Raw genomic sequence first — 16,704 nt, 5'->3', positions numbered from 1 at the left:
CGGGCAGCGCACTGCCCGCCAGCGAACTGCCCGCTATGTCCGTGACAGCGACACCCCTCCCTTTCCAGCCAATATCTCCTGCACCCATTTATTGGGCAGCCCTGATTCATCATTGAGCAACAGCGCGGCATGAAGCCGCGCCGGCGCCCGCCCACCCTTGGTGGCGCGGACCAGAATCCGGGTCGCTGATACCGTCACATCGGCGTGAACCGGCAGGATTTCGACGCTGCCGAAACCTCGCTCGAGCGCCTGCAAAACCTCAGCGATCCCGTCGGCCCGCCAGATCATCGCCAGCCGCCCGTTCGATTTGAGCATCCGCCGCGCCACATGAACCCAGCTCTCCAGCGTCGTCGCGGTTGCGACATGCGCGCGCTCCCGCACGGCATCCGGCGAGGCGCGGTGCCTGGCAGGATCGTTGAACGGCGGATTCATCAGCACGACATCGGCGCTGTCGGGCGCCAGGCCGGCGTCGGCGAAGGCGGAAGCGGCGGCCTCGATATCCAGCACGATCACGTCGGCGGGAATCGCATTGGCTTCGGCATTGCTGCGCGCGAGCGCTGCCAAGGCCGGGTCGATCTCGACCAGCGCGAGATCGATCCCGGTGACACGGCGTGCGACCGCGAGCCCGGCCGCACCGACGCCGGAGCCGAGGTCGACGACGCGATCACCCGGCCGTGCCGGCGTCGCCGCGGCCAGCAGGATCGCGTCATGGCCGGCGCGATGGCCACTGCGCGGCTGTCGCAACTTGAGTTGCCCGCCGAGGAATCCATCCTCGGTGACATCAGGGGCAAGAGGGGCAGGACTATTCATCGGCCCGCAATTCATGGCCGAGGCCGGCCTCGGTCAGGAGCTGGCGCGCCTCGTGGTTGTCGTCCTCATGCACCAGGATCCGCCGCGGCAGCACGCCGAGCGAGCCCTCGATGATGCTCATGTTCTGGTCAAGCACCAGATGATGGATGTTGGCGCTGTCGAGCAGCGCGCCGACGGCCGAGACCAGCACGATGTCGTTGGTTCGAACCAATTCCCGCAAATTCCGCTCTCCTGTGGCCCCGGCTGTCAGGCGGCTGCGACATATGTCAACAACTTCGTGGCCTTGCCGCTTCACTGCGCAGTTTCTATTGTTATAGCTAAGCATAGTGCGAATTCGGCAAAATTGGAGACCAGCGTGGCGGTTATTGTACCCTTCGAGAGCCCGTCCAATGCTTCGATCGACGGGCTGGTGGGACTTGTCGCCGCCGACATGGAGCGCGTCAACGCGACCATCCTGTCGCGCACCGGCTCGGAGGTCACCATGATCCCCGAGGTCGCCAACCACCTCATCTCCTCGGGGGGCAAGCGGCTCCGCCCGATGCTGACCTTGGCGATGGCCCAGCTTTCCGACTATTCCGGCGACGGCCATATCAAGCTCGCCGCCGCGGTCGAATTCATGCACACCGCGACGCTGTTGCATGACGACGTGGTCGACGAGAGCGAGCTGCGCCGCGGCAAATTGTCGGCGCGGATGCTGTGGGGCAATGAGGCAAGCGTGCTCGTCGGCGACTTCCTGCTCGGCCAGGCCTTCCGCATGATGGTCGAGGTCGGCTCGCTGCGCGCGCTCGACATTCTCTCGGCTGCGGCCGCCACCATCGCCGAGGGCGAGGTGATGCAGCTTGCCGCCGCCAAGAACACCGCGACCACCGAGGACGAATATCTCGCCGTCATCAGAGGCAAGACCGCCGAGCTGTTCGCCGCGGCCTGCGAGGTCGGCCCTGTGATCGCCAACCGGCCCAAGCCCGAGCAGACCGCCTGCCGCTCGGTCGGCATGAATCTCGGCATCGCCTTCCAGCTCGTCGACGACGTGCTCGACTATGGCGGCAAGTCCGCCAAGCTCGGCAAGAATGTCGGCGACGATTTCCGCGAGGGCAAGATCACGCTGCCGGTGGTGCTGGCCTTCCGCCGCGGCAATGACAGCGAGCGCAAGTTCTGGGTCCGTGCGCTGGAGCGCGGCGAGATCGGCGCCAACGATCTCGACCACGCCATCGGCTTGATGACCAAGCACCGCGCGCTCGAAGACACGATCAGCCGCGCCCACCATTACGGCGCCATGGCCGTCGACGCGCTCGCGCTGTTCCCGCCCTCGCCGATGAAGACGGCGCTGGAAGAGGTGGTGGCGTTCTGTCTGGCACGGTCGCATTAGGCCGCCGTACTCGCCTATCGAGCCACACTCACCGCCGTCGTCCCTGCGAAAGCAGGGGACCCATACGCCGCGGCCCGTGTTGTGAATGGGACTCGTCGTTCCAGCGTAACGCAATAATTGACATTGGTGGTTGGGTCCCTGCTTTCGCAGGGACGACACCGCGATCGACGGCCTCAGCTCAGTGTGCCCGCGTGCACCCACCAGCCGGGGTGCTCGGCGCGTAATTTTTCGCCGGCGGCCCGGGCGGCAGTGTCATCAGCGAAAATCGCAAAGCAGGTCGCGCCGGAACCTGACATGCGCGCGAGGCGAACGCCGCTGGCCTCGCGCAGCGCCGTCAGCACCGCGCTGATGACGGGCTCGATGCGCGCGGCGGGGCGTTCGAGATCGTTGCTGCCGCGCGCCAGCGCCTCAATCCAGTCGTCGATCGCGCAGCTCGCGTCGGGCCACGACGGCGTCTGCATCACGATGTCGGTGGCGCCGATCAGGAGCTCGCCGTGACGCAGGCCGAGCGCGTTGAAAACGTCCCTGGTCGCCACCGGCACCCGCGGATTGACCAGCACGCAGGGCATCTTCGGCAGGTCGAGCGACAGCAGGTCCTCGCCGACGCCGGACATATCGCAGGCGTGCGAGGCGACGCAGACCGGCACGTCGGCGCCGGTCTGCAGCGCGACCTCCATGATCCTGGCATCATCGAGCGAGAGTTCGTTGAGCCGGGCCAAGAGCCGCAGCGCAGCCGCGGCATCCGCCGAGCCGCCGCCGATGCCGGCCGCGACGGGGAGCACCTTCTCCAGCGTGAAGTGCCCGACCTTGAGGTCCGCGACGCGCTCGCCGAGCAGGCGCGCGGCCTTGAGTACCAGATTGTCCGACGTGTCGCCGCAGGCATCGGCCAGCGGTCCTTCCATCGTCAAGGCAAGATCCGAGCCCGGCTCCAGCGTGAGCCGATCGGCGCAATCGGCAAACGCGACGACGCTTTCCAGGTCGTGAAATCCATCGACGCGCCGCCCAACCACCTTCAGCGTCAGGTTGACCTTGGCACGCCCCTCTTCAACCAGCGCCGGCACGGCGAAATACCCCTAAAAAACGAGATCGCGATGCGATTAGCGTAAATCGCATCACGATCCTATCCCTTTGTTTGGGCAGAAATTCCCGGCTTTTCACCTCTCCCGCTTGCGGGGGAGGGAGATGAGAACGCGGCGCGCGCTTCGGATCAGCCGCCCTTGTCGTCGTCCTTCTTCTTGTCGGCGGAGGCAGCCGACGAGGTATCATCGGGCAGGCCGTTCTGGATCTTGGCCTCGATCTTCGGCAGCTCTTCCGGCTCGGGCTTGAGGTCGCGCGCATGCGCCCACTGGAACTTGGCTTCCAGCGTACGGCCGACGCGCCAATAGGCATCGCCGAGATGGTCGTTGATGGTCGGATCTTCCGGCTTGAGGTCGATCGCGCGTTCGAGGTTCTTCACCGCCTCGTCGTAATTGCCGATCCGATAGTAAGCCCAACCCAGGGAGTCGACGATATAGCCGTCGTCAGGGCGCTGATCGACGGCACGCTTGATCATCTTCATGCCTTCGTCGAGGTTGGTACCCTGGTCGATCCAGGAGTAGCCGAGATAGTTCAGCACATGCGGCTGCTCAGGCTGCATCTCCAGCGCCTTGCGCATGTCGGCTTCGGCCTTGTTCCACTGCTTGGAACGCTCCTCGCAGATGCCGCGGTAGTAATAGGTGACCCAGGCGTTCTTGTCGCCGCCCTCCGGCAGCGCGTCGATCGCCTGCGAATAGGTGCCGACGCAGTCGGCGAATTTCTTGCGGCCGCGTTCGATGTTGCCGAGCGCCATGATGGCCTCGACGTCCTTCGGCGCGTCTGCGGTGACTTCCTTCAGGATCTTGATCGCATCGTCGCTGCGATCAGCGGCGTCGAGATTGGTCGCGAGCTGGATCTGCGCGTTGCGCTTCAGCGGCGAAGACGCCGGCATCCGCTCATAGACCTTGATCGCCATCTGCGGCTTCTTCACCGATTCGTAGAGATCGGCGAGCGAGAGCAGCGCCAGCGGATGGTTGGGCTGCAGATAGAGCGCAAGCTGCAAATAAACCAGCGCGAGGTCCTCGCCGCCGCGCCGGGTCAGCGTCGCTCCGATGCCATAGAGCGCCTCGGCGGCGCCGCCCTGCGGTGATTCGACCAGCGGCGGCAGCTTCTTGCCGGCCTTGGCTTCCTTGATGCCTTCCAGCACCAGCGGATGGCGCGGCAGCTTCTTGTCGAAGGCCTCATAGAGCGCAATGGCCGCCGCATCATCCTTGTTGCGCGAGGTCCAGCGCGCATATTCGTCGACCGTGCGCAGCATCGAATCGTCGAGCTTGTAGGCGCGCTCGAAGCGTGTGCCGGCATCCTTGTCCTTGCCGGCGAGTTCGAGGATCATGCCGGCGTGCAGATCCTTGAAGATCGGGTACCAATCCGGCCCGGTCAGCTTGTCGATGCTGGCGACCGCGCCCTTGGTGTCGCCGGCGCCATAGCTTGCCCAGGCCGACAGCAGCGTCGCCACCAGATCGGTGATCGGGCCGCGCACCGACTGGTTGATGTTGGACTGCGCGCTGGCGTATTTCTTCGCCTTGAGGTCGCGCACGCCGATGACGAGGCGGGCGACGCGGTTAGCCTTGTCCACGGTCAGGATGCGGTCGGCGAGCTTGACGGCTTCGTCGATGTCGCCATCGGCGAGCGAGGAGATGAAGGCGCGATCGAGCAGCTCGCTGTTCTTCGGATCGGTGCGCAGCGCCGAGCGGTAAAACTCCGCAGCGGAGGTCGCGTCGCGCTCGACGCTGGCATGGCGGGCCGCGAGGTAGCTGCCGGACGTGGTCAGCGCCTTCAGATCGTTCTTGGTTGGGAATTGCGCTGCATTATCGGCGGTATGCTCGGGCGTTTGCGCCGACAGCGACGCCGGCGCGGCAAGCGCGGCAGCGGTGAGAAGGGCAATCGTCAGGCGGTTGAAACGGGTGAACAGCATCACGGTCGCCTTGCTCCAGGGATTTACGGCCAAGATCCTTCTAGCAAGATCTTGCGATCAGTCTCAAATGCGAACCCAAGCGGCGGCATCTCAATCAGCGACAATGCCGCTTTTGGCGTTTAACCGCAAGGATACGCGTGACGAATCGATTGGCAGATTAAGCCTTTAGGCCCGCCGATCCAGCCAGCGCTACCGCAAAACGCTGGTACTGTGGCGGTATCGTGGCCGGTATCAGCACATTAGCGTTGGGAAACGTGACAGCGGCCACAGAACCGGTCACCTCTCCCCCTGTGGGAGAGGTCGGATTTTGCGCGCCAGCGGAAAATCCGGGTGAGGGGTTCAGGTCTGTCCATCGGCCCGAAGTCCCTTGAGAGACCTGGACCCCTCACCCGGATTGCATCTTTCGATGCAATCCGGCCTCTCCCACAGGGGGGGAGGCGAAGCGCAGTTCCGTGGCAGCTTTTGTAACGTGCTCACGCAAAATTGGTCGGACTACATCGCCTCGTAGTTCGGGCCGCCGCCGCCTTCCGGGGGAACCCAGGTGATATTGCCGTTGGGGTCCTTCACGTCGCAGGTTTTGCAGTGGACGCAATTCTGGGCGTTGATCTGGTAGCGCGGCGCGGCGCCCTCCTCGACCCATTCATAGACACCGGCCGGGCAATAGCGGTTCGAGGGACCGGCGAAGACGTCGTGCTCCGACGTCTTCTGCAGGTTCATGTCGGCGACCTTGAGATGAACCGGCTGGTCCTCCTCGTGATTGGTGTTGGACAGGAACACCGAGGACAGCTTGTCGAACGAGAGCTTGCCGTCCGGCTTGGGATACGCGATCGGCTGGTGCTGCTTCGACGGATCCAGCGTCTTCCGGTCGGGCTTGGCATGCGACTGGGTGCCGAACAGCGAGAAGCCGAGCGTGTTGCACCACATGTCGATGCCGCCGAGCGCAACGCCGATGATGGTGCCGAATTTCGACCATAGCGGCTTGACGTTGCGGACCCGGTGCAGGTCCTTGCCGACGGCAGACGAGCGCCAGGCATTTTCGTAGTCGACGATCTCGTCATTGGCACGACCGGCGGACAACGCGGCGGCGACGTGCTCGGCGGCGAGCATGCCGGTGCCCATCGCGTTGTGCACGCCCTTGATGCGCGGCACGTTGACGAAGCCTGCGGCGCAGCCGATCAGCGCGCCGCCCGGGAATGTCAGCCGCGGCACCGACTGGTAGCCGCCCTCGGTGATGGCGCGCGCGCCATAAGCGAGACGCTTGCCGCCCTCGAACACGCTGCGGATCGCAGGATGGGTCTTGAAGCGCTGGAATTCATCGAACGGCGACAGGTACGGATCGTCGTAGTTCAGATGCACGACGAAGCCGACCGCGACGCGGTTGTCGTCGTAGTGATAGAGGAACGAGCCGCCGCCGGTGGAATTGTTGAGCGGCCAGCCGAACGAATGCTGGATCAGGCCCTTCTGATGCCTGGCCGGATCGATCTGCCAGACTTCCTTGAGCCCGATGCCGAATTTCGCCGGCTCGCTCTTGTCGTCGAGCTGGTACTTCGCGATCAGCTGCTTGGAGAGCGAGCCACGCGCACCTTCGGCGAACAACGTGTACTTGCCGACGAGTTCCATGCCGCGGGTGTAGGAATCCTTGTGGGTGCCATCCTTGGCAATGCCCATGTCGCCGGTCGCAATCCCCCTCACCGCGCCCTTGTCGTCATAGAGCACCTCGGTGGCGGCAAAGCCCGGATAGATCTCGACGCCGAGCGCTTCCGCTTTCGGCGCCAGCCAGCGGCAGACATTGCCGAGCGAGCCGATATAGCAGTGATGGTTGCTCATCAAAGGCGGCATCATGAAGTTCGGCAGCCGGATCGCGCCGCCTGCGGTCATCCAGTAGAAGCGGTCGTCCTTCATCTGCGTCTTCAGCGGACAGTCGGCGTCCTCGCGCCAGTCCGGGATCAATTTGTCGAGCGAGACCGGATCGATCACCGCGCCCGAGAGGATGTGCGCGCCGACCTCGGAGCCCTTTTCCACCACCACGATCGTGAGCTCGGGATTGAGCTGCTTCAGTCGGATCGCAGCCGAAAGGCCGGCGGGGCCGGCGCCGACGATGACGACGTCGAATTCCATGGACTCGCGCGGAGGCAAGTCTACGTTCTGGTCTTCACTCATGATCTGGTCTCAGCCCGTTGAGAACGCTTCCAAGCTTTTCTAGGGGTCGTTGTTTCCGATTTTTGCCGGAAGGACAACCATGGAATTGCGCTTCGAGCGGTTTCGCGCTCGCCCAGTTCACGTTTTTGAGCATGATCTTTTCGGAAAACCGGCCTCCACTTTTCCGGATCATGCGCTAAATAGACCTGACCATGGCCCTGACGCCCGAAACCGCGCCTACATTACAGCAATTGCTGGCCTTTTACCTTGAGGCCGGGGTCGATTGCGCGCTTGGCGACGCGCCGATCAACCGGCTCGAGGAGCCGGACGCAGTTCCCGCGCCCACAGTCCCGCGCCCGGCGGTGGCACCGCCGAATCCGTTGCGCCCGATGCCGGTGCCGATGCCTTCTGTTCCGCGGAGCGAAATCACCGTCGCGCCCGAGGCCGCGATCGCCTCGGCGCGCGAGGCCGCGCGCACCGCGCCGACGCTCGAGGCGTTGCGCGCGCTGATGGAGAGTTTCGACGGCTGCGCGCTGAAGCACACCGCGACGAAACTGGTGTTCGCCGACGGCAATCCGCAAGCGCGCGTGATGTTCGTCGGCGAAGCGCCGGGCCGCGACGAGGACATCGAGGGCCTGCCCTTCGTCGGCCGCTCGGGAAAACTGCTCGACCGCATGATCGCCGCGATCGGGCTCGACCGCCGCTCAGCCTATATCGCCAACGTGATCCCGTGGCGGCCGCCCGGAAATCGCACGCCGACGCCGCAGGAGACGCAGATCTGCCTGCCCTTCATCCAGCGCCAGATCGAGCTGGTGAACCCCGACGTGCTGGTGACGCTCGGCAATCCCTCGACGCAGGCCTTGCTGTCCACACGCGAAGGCATCATGCGCACGCGCGGCAAATGGTCCGACTACGACACCGGCACGCGCTCAATCCGCGCCATCGCCACGTTCCATCCGGCCTATCTCTTGCGCTCACCGTCGTACAAGAAGATGACGTGGCTGGATTTGCGCGCGATCGCGAAGGCGCTAGAGCAGGTGGGTGGGTAGGCATCTTCGTAGGATGCGTGGAGCGTAGCGATACCCATCACTTGCATCCGCGCGGTGAGATGATGGGTATCGCTACGCTCCACCCATCCTACACCTCGCCATCACCCCTTCGGCCGTACGATGGCCCAGCCGATCCGCAACACCCCTTCCCGGCCGTTGACCAGCCGGTCGAATGAGTGCGGGACTTCCGGCACCAGGCCGGGAAAACGCTGCGTGAGTTCGGGCGGCGGCGTGCCCGCGGTATCCTGCGCGCGCCAGACCACGACGCCGCCGGTCTCGTTGAATTTTGCGATCGACAGCCATGGCGTCCGCTGCGGTGTTGCATCGAGCAGGAGATGCGGACGCCGCGCTTCCATCGCGATCAAACTGGCGAGCACGGGATCGCCGGCCACCGCGCGCAAGCGCTGGTTGGTGCGGCGTTCATAGCTGTCGTCGAAGAAACGTCCGATCGCGGCCGCCGGCAGCGAGGTCGGCACGTCGGTGGTGGTGGTCCAGGGCAGGAACAGGGCCGCGGCCAGCGCCACGGCCGCGGGGGCTCCGACGGCGAAGGCCCAGACCGTACGCAACAGCCGCTGCCGCCGCAGCGGGATCAGGTCGCCGGCCGCGACGACGACGGCAAGCCCCGACATCAACAGCACCACGCCGGCGCCGCCGAACACGCGGTCGAGATTGAACAGGCCTGCGACGAAGCTGCCCGCAATGGCCGGCGCAAACGCGAAGAAATAGACGAATTGGCGCGCCAGCGGCCCGACCGGCGGGCGATAGATGATCGGCGCATCCTCGGCCGCGCGGCTGAACCCGCGCGAATTTGTTATCACCAGCAGCACGATGGCGGCCATCGCGACGATCAGCCCGCCGAGCACGACGCCCCAGCGCACCGCGCGGGCGCCGAGAACAGCGATCGCGGGCCACGGCGGCAATGTCAGCACATCGGCGCGGATCAGCCAGATCAGATAGGGCAGCGCCAGCACGAGGATCACGAGCAGCGCGTAGAGCGGATCGACGGCCCTCAACATGCGCCGCCCGCGCGGCGTTGCGACCGCAAAGCCCGCGACGAGGGCGATCATGCCGATCGCCGCGGGCGTCGTCAGTAACAGCAGGCCGCAGTCGATCGACCAGGCGAACCAGGCGCTGCGCCGGTTCTGGCCGATCAGCTGCCAGGAGTGCAGCAGCAGCAGCGCCCATAGCGGCCGCGCCAGGATCAGCGGCCCGAACTCGACGCTCGGCGAGGAGAACACCACGACTGTCATCGACAGCAGCACCGCGAGCACGGCCTGCGGGCCGCCGACGATGGCGCGCGCCAGCCGGTAGAAGGCGATGAAGGTCAGAGCAGCGCAGACCTGCGCCAGCAGATAGACGCCGAACACATGATTGCCGGCGGCGCGGAAGGCGATATCGGCGAGCCAGAACGACAGCGGCGGCCCCATGTCGGTGCCGACCTGATATTCGCGGCCGAACGCCAGCACGGTGGCGACGTCGCCGGGCGGACTGCCGTAGAAGATCAGCGGCAGCAACAACCAGATCGCCGCCTGCGCCAGCACCACGATCCAGACCACCAGCCGTGGCCGGGCGCGGATCAGTTCGACAACCAGGGAGGTAAACCGCATGAAACGCCTGAAATGCCCCAGCCACCGCGTCAGCGGCGCAATCTGATCCGGGGGATTTGATAACGGGCGGCGGCGGCGGAGGCAACGGGCGTTGGAAATGTTCAAAGATCGAAACGAGTTGTCCGACCAAATTCCGCTGTCATGCCCCGCTTTAGGCGGGGCACCCAGTACGCCGCGGCCTCTCGATTGATGACTGCTGTCTCTGGAATACTGGGTCGCCCGGTCCCAGTGCGCAATTGCGCACAAGGCCGGGCGATGACAGTGTCGGGTGCGTCGGCTGCCCTCTACGCGGCCGCGGAAGCCACGGCTTCGCTTTCGGCGTCCACCGTGAACAGGTCCGCTTCAGCTGGCGTCGGGAAATGCTTCGCGCGCGCCGCAACGACGGGCGCGAAGAAGCTGCGGTGGTGGGCGGTGGGGCCGAGCCGGTCGAGCGCCTCGAGATGCTCGGGGACGGCGTAGCCCTTGTGCTGCTCGAAGCCGTAGCCCGGGCAATCCAGCGCCAGCGCGCACATCAGGCGATCGCGCGTCACCTTGGCGATGATCGAGGCCGCCGCGATCGACAGCACCAGGCCGTCGCCGCCGATCACGGCCTCGCAGTCGCAAGGCGTCGCGAGCTTGTCGCGGCCGTCGACAAAGACGTGCTTCGGCAGTTCCGGCAGCGCATGGACGGCGCGCGCCAGCGCCCACAGCGAGGCGCGCAGGATATTGTCACGGTCGATCCGCGCGCGTGAGGCCACCGCGACCGAGAAGGCCGCCGTTGCGCAAATCTCCTCGAACAGTTCCTCGCGGCGCTCTGCGGTCAGCCGCTTAGAATCGTCGATGCCTTTGGGGATTCGATTTGGGTCCAGCACCACGGCGGCGGCGACCACGGGACCCGCCAGCGGGCCGCGCCCGGCCTCGTCGCAGCCCGCGATCGGCCAGAGGCCGCGCTTGATCAGCGCGCGCTCGCGCCGAAAGCTCGGCCGCGTCACCGCGACCACGCGCTTCTCCGGCTTGGCGGGCTCGACCGGCTTCTTCCTGGATTTGTCCCGAATCATGCGGGGGATGGTGATCAAGCATGGCCCGCGGCGCAACCGGGAACCGCCCTCCCTTCCCCGCTATTCAGTTATGTTAATCAGGCAGCGACACCCGCCTGTCATCGCCGACCTCGAAGCCCGGTGCGCGCACGACTTCCCAGGCATGGCCGTCGGGATCGGCGAAATAACCGCAATAGCCGCCATAGCTCGTCGGCTGCGCGGGATTCAGCAGCCTGGCGCCCTTCGAGAGTGCGAACGCCATGACGGTATCGACCTCGGCGTCGTCGCGGCAGTTCCAGGCGAGCGCAACGCCACGGAAGGCGACCGGACGCGGCTGATCAGGCAGTGCCGCGTCGGCCGCAAGCAGATGCCACGGAAACAGCCCGAGCACGGTGCCGCCGGTATCGAAGAAGGCGACCTCCTCGCCGGTCGCATGCATCTTCCTGGTGAAACCGAGCGACTCATAGAAGGCAATGCTGGCGCGCATGTCGCTGACGCCGAGCGTGAGGACGGTGAAGCGCGGGGTTGGGGCAGTGTTACTCATTTTTATTACCTATCTCCGTCATTGCGAGGAGCGATAGCGACGAAGCAATCCATCGATCCCGGTGCGGCGACATGGATTGCTTCGCTTCGCTCGCAATGACGCTGTTGGTTGATTCTTGCTAGAACAAGCTCAACTGCTGCCCGTTGCGGTTCGGCTTCGCAAAATGGTCCGTGGTCAGCTTGGTCCGGCGCTTGTTGAGGCCGAGCTTTTCGCAGGCGATCTCGAAGCGGCGGCCGATCATCCAGGCCATCGGGCCGGTGCCTTTCATCCGCGTGCCCCATTGCGAGTCGTAGTCGCGGCCGCCGCGCATGTCGCGGATCAGCGTGAAGACGTGGCGATAGCGGTCGGGATAGTTCGCCATCAGCCATTCGCGGAACAGGTCGCGGACCTCGAGCGGCAGGCGAAGCAGCACATAGCTTGCCTCCTTGGCGCCGGCATGGGCGGCGGCGTCGAGGATGCGCTCGATCTCGGAGTCGTTCAAAGCCGGAATCACGGGCGCCACCATCACGGTGGCCGGAATGCCGGCGTCCGCGAGCCGCTTGATCGCCTCCAGGCGCTTCGGCGGGCTCGACGCGCGCGGCTCCATGGTGCGGGCAAGTTGCGGGTCGAGCGTCGTCACCGAGAGTGCGACCTTGACCAGATTGCGCTTGGCCATCCGCGCCAGGATATCGATGTCGCGGGTCACCAGCGCCGACTTGGTTACGATGCCGACCGGATGGCCGGCGCGCTCCAGCACCTCGAGGATGCCGCGCATAATCTTCCGCTCGCGCTCGATCGGCTGGTAGGGATCGGTGTTGGTGCCGATCGCGATCATCCGCGCTTCATAGCCGGGCGCCGCGAGCTCCTTCTCGAGCAGTTCCGGCGCGTCGGGCTTGGCCAGCAATTTGGTTTCGAAGTCCAGCCCGGGCGACAGGCCGAGATAGGCGTGGGTCGGCCGCGCGAAGCAATAGACGCAGCCATGCTCGCAGCCGCGATAGGGATTGATCGAGCGGTCGAAACCGATGTCAGGGGATTCGTTCCGGGCGATCACCTTGCGCGAGGTGTCGATCGTGACCGTGGTCTTGAACGGCGGCAGATCGTCTAGACTTTGCCAGCCGTCGTCGAAAGCGACCCTTGCTTCGGCCTCGTAGCGGCCGCTGCCGTTGGACTGCGCACCGCGGCCCCGCCGCCGTTCGCTTTCGATCGCCACTGCAAGCTCGGGAAACGGGGCGGGCAAAGGGGCGGGCAAAGGGGAAGGTGCACCCGCCGGGTTATCGGAGGGCGCCGTTACCGGCGGGTGCTTGAGGGCATGAGAGGATGCTCGGCTCATGCTGCGAAGCTAACACAGCCAAAGAACAAATCAAGAACGAACGCGCACGAAATCCACAAAAGTGTGCTGCAAAAATCTGCAGCTGAGAAGGCTGCTTTGAATATGACAAGGTGATAACACAGCTCGGTTTTCCAACCGTTTGAGCCAATGAAGCCTCAATCATGCTGAGCGTGATCATCCCGACCGACGGAATCGAACGCACCGCGGTCGCGACGCTGGCGGCGCTGGTGCCGGGCGCGGCCGCGGGACTGATCCGCGAGGTGCTGCTGGTCGATCGCACCGATACCGACGTGATGGAGCGCGTCGCGGATGTGGCGGGCTGCGGCTTCCTGCGCTTCGAGGGCACGCGCGCCGCAGCGCTCGCCGCCGGCGCCAGGCAGGCCCGCTCGCCCTGGCTGATGTTCCTGCATCCGGGCGCGGTGCTCGACCCGGGCTGGATCGAGGAGACGACCCAGTTCATCCAGATGGTGGCGTCGAGCGGCAAGGACCGCGCCGGCATCTTCCGCTACGCCCGCTCGCCCTACGCCGATTCCGGCCTGCGCGACGGCTTCAAGTTCGTCGCCCGGATGATCGCAGGCCCGTCGGCCGAACAGGGCCTCCTGATCGCGCGCGGCCATTACGAGCGGCTGGGCGGCTACCGGCCCGACGCGCCACGCTCCGAGGCCCGCCTGCTACGCCGGCTCGGCCGCTCCTCCCGCACCATGCTGCGCAGCCGGATCGTCATTGCATAAACGATACTTGCCAAAGTCAAATAATTATTTGACAGTGGCAAGTATTGGAGATGCAGCATGACCGATCCTGAGGACCAGGTCGCCGCGGTACGCGGCTTCAACCGTTTCTACACCCGCAAGCTCGGCGTGCTGGACCAGCATTTGCTGCAGAGCGCGTTTTCGCTGAGCGAGGCGCGGGTGCTGTACGAACTCGCCCACCGCGAGGACGCGGCGGCCCGCGATATCGGGATCGAGCTCGGCCTCGACGCCGGCTATCTCAGCCGCATCGTCCAGAAATTCGACGACGACGGGCTGATCGCCCGCAAGCCGCTGCCGTCCGACCGGCGGCAGATCCGGCTCAACCTCACCGCCAAGGGGCGGCAGACCTTTGCGAAGCTCGACCGCGAGTCGCACGACGAGGTCGCGGCGATGCTTGATAGCCTCGACCGAGATCGCCGCGCGGCCGTCGTCCATGCCATGAGCACGATTGAGCAGGCGTTGGAGCCGCCCGCGGAGAAGCCGGCCGGCTTCCTGTTGCGCAGCCATCGCGTCGGCGACATCGGCTGGGTGATCTCGCGGCAGGGACGCGCCTATGCGGAGGAATATGGCTGGGACATCAGCTACGAGGCATTGGTCGCCGAGATCTGCGCGCAATTCATCAAGTCGTTCGATCCCGCTCGCGAGCATTTCTGGATCGCCGAGGTCGAGGGCGAGCCGGTCGGCTCGATCTTCCTCGTCAACGGGGGCGACGGCGTTGCAAAGCTGCGCCTCCTAATGGTCGAGGAGAAGGCGCGCGGGCTCGGCGTCGGACGAGCGCTGGTCGAGCAATGCGTTCGCACGGCGCGCGACAACGGCTACAAGCGGATGACGCTGTGGACCCAGAGCATCCTGGTCGCCGCGCGCGGCATCTACGCCCGCGCCGGTTTCCGCCAGGTCAAGGAAGAGCGGCATCACAGCTTTGGCGTCGACCTGGTCGGCGAGACCTGGGAGCTGGAGCTGTGAGGCCGCAGCGCCGCGACGGAGCGCGGCGCGTGACTGCGGAACTCATCACATTCTATGCGCAGCGCGCTCATGCGCTTCGTGCCGAGGCCTACCGCAGTACGATGCGGACCCTGTGGTCGTTGCTCGTGAAGACGATCCGCCGACGGTAATGACAGCCGTCATTCCGGGGTGCGCGCAAGCGCGAACCCGGAATCCAGAGGTTACGGTGCGAGATTCCCCGATGTGCAATTGCACATCTGAGGTTCATCGCTGCGCGATGCCCCGGAATGACGGTGGCTACGCGCTCGCGCCTTGCGCCTTCGGCCGGCGCAGATGCTCGTCCAGCCGCGGCATGATCTCGACGAAATTGCAGGGCCGCGTGCGGTAGTCGAGCTGCGCGGCGAGAATGCTGTCCCAGCCATCGCGGCAGGCGCCGGGTGAGCCCGGCAGGCAAAAAATGAAGGTCGCGCCGGCAACACCGGCCGTGGCGCGGCTCTGGATCGTCGAAGCGCCAATCTTGGCGTGACTCAGCATGTGGAAGGCAATCGAGAAGCCATCCATCCGCTTCTCGAACAGTGGCTCGATCGCCTCCGGCGTGACGTCGCGGCCGGTGAAGCCGGTGCCACCGGTGGTGATGACGGCGTCGACCCCCGGATCCGCGATCCAGCGCCTGATGACTGTGCGGATTGCCTCGACATCGTCGGTGACAATCTCGCGCGCCGCCAACTTGTGACCGGCCGCCGTGAGACGGTCCGCGAGCGTGGTGCCCGACTTGTCATCCGCCAGCGTGCGGGTGTCGGAAATCGTCAGCACCGCGATGTTGAGCGGGACGAATGTTTTGGTTTCGTCGATGGAGGACATGGCTTGCTCTCTCGCTCCCTCTCCCGCTTGCGGGGGAGGGTTGGGGTGGGGGCGCCGCCGCGAGTCGGATGGTTCGTATGGAGAAAGCCCCCACCCGCCTCGCATCTGAAGATGCGAGGCGACCTCCCCCGCAAGCGGGAGAGGTGAACCGAACTCACGGCTACGTCCCGCGATTACCGGCGTAACTACCCGCCCGCAAACGTGTTGCAGGCCTGCACGGTGCCCTGCTGGTAGCCGGTCATGAACCATTGCTTGCGCTGCGCGGCGGAGCCGTGGGTGAAGGAGTCGGGCACCACCCTGCCGGTCGCCTGCCGCTGCAGCGTGTCGTCGCCGATCGCATTTGCCGTGGTGAGCGCCGCGTCGATATCGCCGGCCTCGAGGAAGCCCGGCCGCTTCTTCTCCTCGCGGTTGGTCCAGACGCCGGAGAGGCAATCGGCCTGAAGTTCGACCTTGACCTGCAGCGCATTGGATTCCGCCTTGCTGCCGGCCTGCTGCTGCAGCCGCGTCACGCGCGGGAGGATGCCGAGCAGGTTCTGGACGTGATGGCCGGCCTCATGCGCGATGATATAGGCCGCGGTGAACTTGCAGGCATTGCCCGAGCAACCATGGAAACGCGTCTCGACCTCGCGGAAGAAACCGGTGTCGAGGAAGATGGTCTTGTCCGGCGGACAGTAGAACGGCCCCATCGCCGACTCCGCCCTGCCGCAGCGGCCGCCATTGGTGACGTTGCGGAACAGCACGACCTTCGGACCGGTGTAGCTCTGGCCCGAGGCCTGGAAGATCTCGCTCCAGCGGTCGTCGATCTCGCCGAGGATGCCCGCGATCATGCTGCCCATCTCGTCGGTCGGCGCGCCGCGCTTGACCTGTCCGCCCGACGCCTGCCGGTCGGTCTGGGTGGTCGACGACTGGCCACCGCCATTGAGGATTTCGGCACCGCCGATCAAGACGCGTGGGTCGATGCCGAAGGCATAGCCGATCAGGCCGAGCACGATGATGGTGCCGATGCCGAGCCCGCCACCGCCGCCCATCGGAAGACCGAAGCCGCCGCCACCGCCGCCTCCCCCGCTATCGTCGCGACGGTCTTCGACGTCGTCGCTGCGGCGGAAGTCATCATAACGCATGGCGTTTCCCTTCATTCCCGTCGGGGACTTTAATTCCGGTCGAGGACCTTGATTCCCGTCGATGACCTTACGCGACAGACAGGTAAAATTTCCAATCTGTTAATCAATAACCCGCCCGGCAAAAATTGCCTAGTGCGTGATTGCGCGATCCGCTCGGTGCGATCGCCCTTGATGAACGGAAGTTGACGGTCGAATCGCGCCG

The 16,704-nt window shown here is 65.4% G+C and carries 15 protein-coding genes; 4 read left to right on the top strand and 11 right to left on the bottom strand.

Features of this window, described 5'->3' with window-relative positions; translation table 11 throughout:
• Positions 1 to 33: 33 nt before the first annotated feature.
• Entirely contained in the window at positions 34 to 810 is a 777-nt protein-coding gene (locus tag ACP2YO_RS11170; protein ID WP_426440927.1) for a tRNA1(Val) (adenine(37)-N6)-methyltransferase, read from the bottom strand.
• Positions 803 to 1,030 (bottom strand): DUF2007 domain-containing protein, encoded by a 228-nt coding sequence (locus ACP2YO_RS11165; RefSeq protein ID WP_426440926.1) that lies wholly within the window; start codon positions 1,028 to 1,030, stop codon positions 803 to 805. Before ACP2YO_RS11165 ends, ACP2YO_RS11170 begins: the two co-directional genes overlap by 8 nt.
• A 135-nt stretch (positions 1,031 to 1,165) precedes the next feature.
• Between ACP2YO_RS11165 and ACP2YO_RS11160 the strand changes: the two genes are divergently transcribed.
• A complete protein-coding gene (locus tag ACP2YO_RS11160) occupies positions 1,166 to 2,176 on the top strand; it encodes a polyprenyl synthetase family protein (protein WP_426440925.1) in 1,011 nt (336 codons plus the stop codon).
• Between the two features lie 173 nt (positions 2,177 to 2,349).
• Here ACP2YO_RS11160 and ACP2YO_RS11155 read toward each other — a convergent pair whose 3' ends face one another.
• The 3 genes from ACP2YO_RS11155 to ACP2YO_RS11145 all read right to left on the bottom strand — a co-directional run bounded on the left by ACP2YO_RS11155 (position 2,350) and on the right by ACP2YO_RS11145 (position 7,325).
• The gene (locus ACP2YO_RS11155) at positions 2,350 to 3,237 is read right to left on the bottom strand and encodes a 4-(cytidine 5'-diphospho)-2-C-methyl-D-erythritol kinase (RefSeq protein WP_426440924.1); all 888 of its coding nucleotides are present in this window, start codon (positions 3,235 to 3,237) and stop codon (positions 2,350 to 2,352) included.
• A gap of 146 nt (positions 3,238 to 3,383) precedes the next feature.
• Positions 3,384 to 5,165, bottom strand: coding sequence for a tetratricopeptide repeat protein (locus ACP2YO_RS11150; RefSeq protein WP_426443133.1), 1,782 nt, complete (start codon positions 5,163 to 5,165; stop codon positions 3,384 to 3,386).
• Between the two features lie 492 nt (positions 5,166 to 5,657).
• Positions 5,658 to 7,325, bottom strand: a complete 1,668-nt coding sequence (locus ACP2YO_RS11145) for an electron transfer flavoprotein-ubiquinone oxidoreductase (protein WP_426440923.1) — start codon at positions 7,323 to 7,325, stop codon at positions 5,658 to 5,660.
• A 197-nt stretch (positions 7,326 to 7,522) separates the two neighbouring features.
• Here ACP2YO_RS11145 and ACP2YO_RS11140 point away from each other — a divergent pair, with 197 nt between their 5' ends.
• Positions 7,523 to 8,353: a uracil-DNA glycosylase gene (locus tag ACP2YO_RS11140; RefSeq protein ID WP_426443132.1), complete on the top strand. Its 831-nt coding sequence runs from the start codon at positions 7,523 to 7,525 to the stop codon at positions 8,351 to 8,353.
• A 101-nt stretch (positions 8,354 to 8,454) separates the two neighbouring features.
• On the opposite strand, the gene ACP2YO_RS11135 is transcribed toward ACP2YO_RS11140, so the two are convergent.
• The 4 genes from ACP2YO_RS11135 to ACP2YO_RS11120 all read right to left on the bottom strand — a co-directional run bounded on the left by ACP2YO_RS11135 (position 8,455) and on the right by ACP2YO_RS11120 (position 12,829).
• Positions 8,455 to 9,960, bottom strand: a complete 1,506-nt coding sequence (locus tag ACP2YO_RS11135) for a glycosyltransferase family 39 protein (RefSeq protein WP_426440922.1) — start codon at positions 9,958 to 9,960, stop codon at positions 8,455 to 8,457.
• Between the two features lie 284 nt (positions 9,961 to 10,244).
• On the bottom strand, positions 10,245 to 10,997 hold the full coding sequence (locus ACP2YO_RS11130; RefSeq protein WP_426443131.1) for a ribonuclease HII: 753 nt from the start codon (positions 10,995 to 10,997) through the stop codon (positions 10,245 to 10,247).
• Between the two features lie 73 nt (positions 10,998 to 11,070).
• Positions 11,071 to 11,520 (bottom strand): VOC family protein, encoded by a 450-nt coding sequence (locus ACP2YO_RS11125; RefSeq protein WP_426440921.1) that lies wholly within the window; start codon positions 11,518 to 11,520, stop codon positions 11,071 to 11,073.
• Between the two features lie 118 nt (positions 11,521 to 11,638).
• Positions 11,639 to 12,829: a PA0069 family radical SAM protein gene (locus tag ACP2YO_RS11120; protein WP_426440920.1), complete on the bottom strand. Its 1,191-nt coding sequence runs from the start codon at positions 12,827 to 12,829 to the stop codon at positions 11,639 to 11,641.
• 161 nt (positions 12,830 to 12,990) lie between these two features.
• Between ACP2YO_RS11120 and ACP2YO_RS11115 the strand changes: the two genes are divergently transcribed.
• Together ACP2YO_RS11115 and ACP2YO_RS11110 are read left to right on the top strand one after the other, a co-directional pair.
• Complete coding sequence (locus ACP2YO_RS11115) at positions 12,991 to 13,560, top strand: glycosyl transferase (RefSeq protein ID WP_426440919.1); 570 nt, start codon at positions 12,991 to 12,993, stop codon at positions 13,558 to 13,560.
• A gap of 57 nt (positions 13,561 to 13,617) precedes the next feature.
• Entirely contained in the window at positions 13,618 to 14,541 is a 924-nt protein-coding gene (locus ACP2YO_RS11110; RefSeq protein WP_426440918.1) for a bifunctional helix-turn-helix transcriptional regulator/GNAT family N-acetyltransferase, read from the top strand.
• A gap of 276 nt (positions 14,542 to 14,817) precedes the next feature.
• On the opposite strand, the gene moaB is transcribed toward ACP2YO_RS11110, so the two are convergent.
• Both moaB and ypfJ read right to left on the bottom strand, forming a co-directional pair.
• Positions 14,818 to 15,381 (bottom strand): molybdenum cofactor biosynthesis protein B, encoded by a 564-nt coding sequence (gene moaB / locus ACP2YO_RS11105; protein WP_426440917.1) that lies wholly within the window; start codon positions 15,379 to 15,381, stop codon positions 14,818 to 14,820.
• A 185-nt stretch (positions 15,382 to 15,566) separates the two neighbouring features.
• Positions 15,567 to 16,502: a KPN_02809 family neutral zinc metallopeptidase gene (gene ypfJ, locus ACP2YO_RS11100; RefSeq protein ID WP_426440916.1), complete on the bottom strand. Its 936-nt coding sequence runs from the start codon at positions 16,500 to 16,502 to the stop codon at positions 15,567 to 15,569.
• Between the last annotated feature and the right edge of the window lie 202 nt (positions 16,503 to 16,704).

Origin of the sequence: Bradyrhizobium genosp. P (assembly GCF_049949265.1) — a bacterium.
Lineage (GTDB): Bacteria > Pseudomonadota > Alphaproteobacteria > Rhizobiales > Xanthobacteraceae > Bradyrhizobium.
This window is presented reverse-complemented; position numbering and strand designations above follow the sequence as displayed.